Source organism: Bacillus sp. JJ1474, from assembly GCF_036965225.1.
Taxonomy (GTDB): Bacteria; Bacillota; Bacilli; order Bacillales; family Cytobacillaceae; genus Cytobacillus.
In genome coordinates this window covers 1-6,803 of sequence record NZ_JBALPC010000159.1, presented here as the reverse complement: position 1 = coordinate 6,803, position 6,803 = coordinate 1, and the positions used below count along the sequence as shown (strand labels likewise).

Genomic DNA, 6,803 nt, shown 5'->3' with positions numbered 1-6,803 from the left:
TTATATTACCATATGGGAATATTTTTTAGGAAAGAAGTTTTAGTAAATATTAATTAAATAATTATTTGATGGAAAGTGTTTATTTTTTTGTCTGAAATGTAAGGTATTACACTTGATAAAGCAAAAGAATTATTATGAAACCTCCCTTTCCCAAGATTAATAAGAGAAGATCCTATTGCTTATGGTCATTTTAGATTTGAGAACTGGTCAGTAGAAACCTACAATTATCATATTAGACTAGGTAATATAATCATTTTGCAGTATTTTTGGAAGGTAATTCCTCTCTTTTGTCGAATTTAGTAGGTAATTTGGCAGAAAGGAGGGGAATAGCTTAATGAGTGAAATGGGAATGATTACTTTAGTAGGTGCTTCTAGTTTAGAAGAACTAAATAATAAACTTAATGAAATCAAAGTAGATCATGAGACTAGAAATCCTCATAGAGAAGTTGTTGTAGAGGTGGTATCACCAGATCCAAAAACTGTAACATTTAAATCCTATGAAGCCACAAGTTTTTCAGTTTCTGTGAAACTCAATAAGAAAGATGATGAGGAGTAATATTTTTCTTATTGAAATGTGTGACGTAAATCCAGATGAAGATATGGAAATAAAAGATATTATCCATACGTGGCAATTTTACTGTGAAACTGAATAAGAAGCAAAGATAGCTTGTCATAGATTAAATGAGCAAATTAAAGATCAACAATTATTTAAAGTGAAGAGTGATAATTTTAAATATCCTTTTTATCAATATTTTGAAGTACCAAAATATCAAAATTAAGCATTCCTTCTGGAATGCTTTTTATTTTTGTATTAACACATATTAATCAGATGGGAGAAGATAGAAATGGGATTATTTAATAAAAAGAATGAACAGGCAAATAGAGAATTATTGCGGAAGGTATCTGAGTTGGAACGCCAAGTGGACATGTTGGGGATTTGCTAATGATGGATACATTTAGATTATTAGACAAAGCAAAGCAGCATGTTAATTGTGTGGAAACTGTAGAAAATTCAATGAAATCAATCAATTATAGGTACTGGTGTCCTCCGTAGTCTTCAAAACTATCTGTGACCATCGTGTGTGGTCAGCTGGGTTCGATTCCCAGGCGGTCCCGCCAGAAATGCTTACAGCCTCAATGGTTTGAACAGTTTTTTAAACTCTCAATTAAGTTGTTGGCTATTAATTTTATCAAACACAGTTTTCGAATAGTTTTGTGAAAGACCGTTTGGGACTGTTAATTAAGACCGTTTTAATAGTCATAACAAACTGTTTGGGTAAATTTCGTTCGCCTCTTACACCTATTAATATGTGAAAGGGGCTTTTTGTAATGCGAAAAGGACTAACAGGAAGGTATAAGCGAGAAACAATTACTGATATTTCTATGCTAATGACGGAAATGTTTGAGGAATTTATGATCGTAAAGAAGGGTGAAGGGCTTGCGAAAAGAACAATCTCAGAGCATTATAAAAATTTCAGTTATCTTATGAACTATTTGGGGCGTGATTTAAAGGCGGACGAAATGAAGACTGAGGTATTTACTGTTTGGATTTCGTGGATGCTTGAGGAAATAGATTATTCGCCTATGACGGTAAACATTTGAGTAAGGTCTGTGCGTGCGTTCCTTCGATACGCATACGAAGAAAAAATGTGGATTGATGAACCGATATATAAACGTTTTCGTCCGATTAAAGCTCCGATTTACGTTGTTGAGTCTTTTACCTGAAGAATTTCGAAGGTTAGTCGGAGCTTCTGATGATGAAAATGGATATAAAGCAAAAATTCTTCCCGTCTCGAATATTAATGAAGCATTAATGAAACTGAAAAGTCTAAATCTAAATTNNATTTGGGAAATCCCGATTGTTAACTGTTTTTATTTAAACAAATTCCGTAACAACCTGCTTGTTGATTTCCCAGCAATCCGTCTTACAATCCTCTTTCCGATTTTCCCCTTTTTGACTGCATTTACATCCCCTAAAATCTTAGCTGTCCCATAGAGCATTGATCTAATTTTATTTATTGACATGTAAATCCCTCCTGAGGAAAGTTTCTATTCCATTAATACGAATGTTATAAGGTGAAAGATTCAATAAAATTAAAAATAATAAATCACAATGAATATTATGTTCTATTCTCGCCAATATCTTAAATTAGGAGGCGGTTAAAATGTTAATAGTAGAAGTTATGGTCGCTGTTGTGTTAGTGGCAGCTTTCATACAGTTTCAATTGACTAAAAGACGAACTAATTACAAAACTGCTTTATTAGCTGAACACATAGACACAAGTGAAGAAATGAAACAAACATTGGCAATGGGATTATATTTAAGGTTTAGGAAAGAGCCAGATGATGATAAAAATGCAGTGAGAGAAAATTCAGTTTTTATCAAACAAGATCCGATCACATTTGAATCCTTTGTTGCAGAAGTCTTTGAAAGTGCAAGGGGAGGTAGTACATGGGTATCACCGCCGACTGGTGATTTCGGAGTGGACTTTGAACACGAAACTGACGAAGGCAGATTCCTTGGTCAAGTAAAGTGTTACAAAGGAGATATGAAATTTGATCCAATAGCTATTTTACATTCTAATATGGTTAAACATGGAGCAAAAGGCGGTTATGTAATAACAACAAGCTCATTCACTAAGGCAGCAAAGGAATATGCTGAAGGATTAAATATTGAGTTAATTGATGGTGTAAAATTGGTTGAACTATGGTTATCCGGATTAGAAAATGCAGAGCAAGAAATTAAAGATATTATACCTGAATATATTTAAGCCACCAATAATGGTGGCTTAATTAATTTTATACTTTAACGTGAAAATTGTAAGCCCGTAAACATTCGTATTAAGCCTTTGGTGTGTTTACAGTGAAATTGTATTAGATTGAGCAAAGGAAAGCTGGAATGGCCTGTAAACTAGAAAAACCAGTCAACACATATAGTTGACTGGTTCATAATCATTACTTAAATCCACTTTAGGATTAGTATTAAATTTTTCATTTTTATTTTCCTTTTCGTGTCCGTGTACTTGATCTCCACCATTACCCTTTTCCTTGACTATTTTCCCACCTAAACTTACATTTGGAATATTCCTATCAGTCATGTAATTCACCTCCAATATTAAAATGTCCATTAGGAATAGGAATTATTGAAATATAAATAATACAACCTTTGACCGCGCCCTTTATAAATGTTCTATTTTATGCTGATATTAATTTAAGTGCGGTGATAATAATATTAAAAGGAAAAGTCCTCCGTGGTCTTCAAAACCATCTGTGACCACCGTGAGTGGCCAGCTGGGTTCGATTCCCAGGCGGTCCCGCCAGAAATGCTTACAGCAACAATGGTTTGTGATGATTGTTAAACCTTTAGTTGATTGTATATACATAGGAATTTCTGAACTAGTTTTCGTCCAGTTCTACGACGAACTGTCTAGAACTGATCTGGAAGACTACTAAGGACTTCTCTGGAAAAATTAGTTCAATTCAAAGCTCGCTTGAAATTAATTCAAAGCGGGCTTATTTTATTATGGAAAAAAGAGCACGTACTATAATTTGATTAATTTCATGTGTGATTACCAAAATATNNGAACAAGTTTAAGTTGCCATATAGCTAACTCAATTTAATTTTTCGGATAAATTACATGTGAAAAAGAGACAGTAATAGAGAATTAGAAAATTCTTCAAAAAAAGGAAGGGAAGAAAAAATGAAAGTTAGAATAAAGAAAATGATAACTTCTTCTTTAGCTGTCTTTTTATCCGTTTCACTTTTATTACCACAGGTAAGTGCAGAGGTAAGAGGCAATGCTCAACCAGAGATGGAGTATCGAGTAATTGGAAAAATAACTGTCAATGGAAAACAGTTCAAAGATTTGAATGGCAATAAGAAGCTTGATCCATATGAAAATTGGCAGCTTGCAGATGAAGTACGTGTTAAAGATCTCGTTTCGCGGATGACTCTTGAGGAAAAAGCGGGAATGTTAATTATTCCTGAATTTCCGAAATTTACAAATGGTAAATTAAAACTCCCGAATAAGATGATTAATCAAAACACCCGCTATTTTATTTTTCGTGAATCACCAAGTGCCGATGTAATCGCCAAATATAATAATCAGCTTCAAGCAGCAGCAGAAAATACAAGATTAGGCATTCCGGCTGTCATTATTTCAAATCCGCGCAACCATTCTGAGGTACCTACATCCTCTGAGGAATTAGATATGGATAAGCCTGGACAATTCTCTTTTTGGCCTGCCACTTTAGGACTTGCGGCAACACGCGATTTGAATCTAATAACGGAATTTGCCCAAACGGCTTCAAAAGAGTTTAGAGCTACGGGAATCCGTAAGCTTTTTGGGTATTCAGCAGATGTTGCGACTGATCCACTATGGTTAAGAAACGATGAAACATTTGGGGAACACCCGGCGCTGACATCAGATATTATTTGGCGAATTGTGAAAGGATTTCAAGGAAATATTCTTAATGATAATAGCGTAACAACGACAGTCAGACATTATCCAGGCGGTGGAGCTCGAGTAAAAGGGACTGATCCGCATTTTGAAGAAGGAAGATATAATCTTTACCCAACAAAAGGCAGCTTGCTAAAGTATCATATGCCTCCTTTTAGTGCTGCAATTGCTGCACATACAACATCAATCATGCCTTATTACTCATATCCTAGCAATAAGAGTGCCGAACAAGGCTTGCCTCATTATAGTGCCACACAGCAATTTGAAGAAGTTGGCTTTGCTTTAAACAAACAATTTATTGATGATTACCTGCGTAAAGAACTAGGTTTCCTAGGTTATGTAAACTCTGATACTAGTGCCGTAGTCGACAAGGCTTGGGGTGCTCTTAATTTGTCTGTTGAACAAAGGTTTGCAAAAGCACTGAATGCGGGAACGAATATTTTTTCTGGTGTTACAAATCCTGCTCCAATTATTAATGCAGTGAAAAAAGGTTTGGTTAGTGAAGCAAGAGTGAATCGCTCCGTCACCTATTTACTTACAGAGATGATGAAACTAGGACTTTTCGAGAATCCATATGTAGATCCGAAAAAAGCACTGGCAGTCGCTGATAACCCAAACTCTCAAAAACGTGCAGATTTAGCCCATCGTAAATCCGTTGTATTACTGCGTAATGGGAACAATCTATTACCTTTGTCAGATAGCAAAATCGGTCAAATAAAGCTATATGTTGAGGCATTTCCTGGAGGAGCTAATGGGTCAAATACGAAAAACCTTATCGATAAGATTCGAAAATATGATGCAAAAATGACAATTACGGATCGATTAGATGATGCAACCCATGCTTTTGTTTGGGTGAAGCCTAAACAGTATTTTATGAAAAGAAAACCTATGCTCACAATTGGCCCTGATACAGGGATTGATAATGTAAACAGAATCATAGAGATTCAGAAAAAGGTTCCAACGATTACAGCAATTAATATGAGGAGCCCATGGTTAATCAATGAAATCGAACCGAATGCAGCGGCTATTATGGCAACTTTTGGAGTGAAAACAGAAGCTTTAGTAGATGTCATTCGCGGGAGATTTAATCCTGTTGGGAAACTTCCTTTTACAATACCAGCTAATCAGACAGCAGTGGACAATGAGATTGGGGATATACCAGGATTTCGCGAAGTTCCATCCTATGTGTATCGAAACAAAAATGGAGATTCATATGGGTATGATTTCGGACTTTCTTATCAATAGGAAAAGGTTTTTGCTAAAAACATGATAAAAAAACACTTGGATATCAATTTCCAAGTGTTTTTTAAAGCTTTATTTTACCTCTCACATGCCCAATTGTCTTTGTCTCTGTCATGCTTTGATTCATAGGCAGGGTGATCAGCAGGAACCCCGTTAGGATAAACCTTTCTTAATTCCGTACAGTTTTTATATGATTCGCTTCCGCTGCTTGAAGGGGCGGTGGAAGTGGAGCCATTATTCGAATTTGTATTTGAGCTTGTGTTGTTATTAGTACTTTTTGATGAAGAAGCTGAGCTGCTGCTGGATGCAGTTGTTTTTGAATCCAGATCACCCTTTGTAGTACCTTCCGCTCCGAATGCCCATAAACCGGTATTCTGTTCTCTCGCTTCGCGGGCAAATTTTACAAAATAATCACTGTATTTCACGTCAGGCGGATAAGTAGAAGGTTCTGCATATCCATTTAATACAAGATCAGCATTAAACATTTTTGTTCGAATTTCATTTTCATCCATATCGTTCGTTGGAATATCAAGCCAAACAATTCGCAGAAAACGAGTATAGCGATCGGTATCTGAAACGTCCTTCTGTAAATAAACTTGTTTCCCTTCGAGCTTTGAAGTGGTATAGTTGCTTGCCTCTTTGCCGTATTCTTCTGTTTTCGTAGTAGACTCAGGTGTATTCACTCCTACAAGGCGAACTTTTCTGCCATCGGAAGTTTCGAATGTATCCCCATCTACAACTCTGCTAATCGTCACCAGTTCCAAACCTAGGCTGCTAGCTTGTTCTTCTTTTGCTTTTTGTTCGGATTCTAGTTTCTCTTTTTCTAAGCGTTCCGCTTCAGCTTTTGCCTCTTCTTTTGCTTTCGCCTCTGCTTCTGCTTTAGCTTTTTCTTCTTCTTCCGCTTTCTTATCTTTTTCCGCCGCTTCTTTTTCGGCTGAATCTTTTTGTTTAGTTGTACTTGCTACTTGATTATCATTATTTTTATCTGCTGTTTCAGTAGTATCGGCAAAGGAAACCCCTAGAATTAAAAACAAGATGAATCCTGCGGTAACAATCAATCCTGGTTTCTTGACGATTATGTTTCCCTTTTTCTTTTGATTT

At 35.9% G+C, this 6,803-nt stretch carries 7 protein-coding genes; 4 read left to right on the top strand and 3 right to left on the bottom strand.

Going from position 1 to position 6,803, the window contains the following annotated elements:
* Nucleotides 1-334: 334 nt before the first annotated feature.
* Nucleotides 335-556 (top strand): hypothetical protein, encoded by a 222-nt coding sequence (locus V7164_RS18200; RefSeq protein WP_335354812.1) that lies wholly within the window; start codon nucleotides 335-337, stop codon nucleotides 554-556.
* A gap of 773 nt (nucleotides 557-1,329) precedes the next feature.
* The gene (locus V7164_RS18195; protein WP_335354811.1) at nucleotides 1,330-1,602 is read left to right on the top strand and encodes a hypothetical protein; all 273 of its coding nucleotides are present in this window, start codon (nucleotides 1,330-1,332) and stop codon (nucleotides 1,600-1,602) included.
* Between the two features lie 270 nt (nucleotides 1,603-1,872).
* Here V7164_RS18195 and V7164_RS18190 read toward each other — a convergent pair whose 3' ends face one another.
* Entirely contained in the window at nucleotides 1,873-2,025 is a 153-nt protein-coding gene (locus V7164_RS18190) for a hypothetical protein (RefSeq protein ID WP_335354810.1), read from the bottom strand.
* Between the two features lie 140 nt (nucleotides 2,026-2,165).
* On the opposite strand from V7164_RS18190, the gene V7164_RS18185 reads away from it, so the two are divergent.
* Nucleotides 2,166-2,771, top strand: coding sequence for a restriction endonuclease (locus tag V7164_RS18185; protein WP_335354809.1), 606 nt, complete (start codon nucleotides 2,166-2,168; stop codon nucleotides 2,769-2,771).
* Nucleotides 2,772-2,924: 153 nt separating this feature from the next.
* On the opposite strand, the gene V7164_RS18180 is transcribed toward V7164_RS18185, so the two are convergent.
* Nucleotides 2,925-3,098 carry a hypothetical protein gene (locus V7164_RS18180; RefSeq protein WP_335354808.1) on the bottom strand — a complete coding sequence of 58 codons (174 nt, stop codon included), beginning with the start codon at nucleotides 3,096-3,098 and terminating at the stop codon, nucleotides 2,925-2,927.
* A gap of 603 nt (nucleotides 3,099-3,701) precedes the next feature.
* Between V7164_RS18180 and V7164_RS18175 the strand changes: the two genes are divergently transcribed.
* Complete coding sequence (locus V7164_RS18175) at nucleotides 3,702-5,705, top strand: glycoside hydrolase family 3 protein (RefSeq protein ID WP_335354807.1); 2,004 nt, start codon at nucleotides 3,702-3,704, stop codon at nucleotides 5,703-5,705.
* Between the two features lie 74 nt (nucleotides 5,706-5,779).
* On the opposite strand, the gene V7164_RS18170 is transcribed toward V7164_RS18175, so the two are convergent.
* Nucleotides 5,780-6,803: thermonuclease family protein (locus tag V7164_RS18170; protein ID WP_335354806.1), on the bottom strand; the 1,024-nt coding region annotated here is incomplete at its 5' end.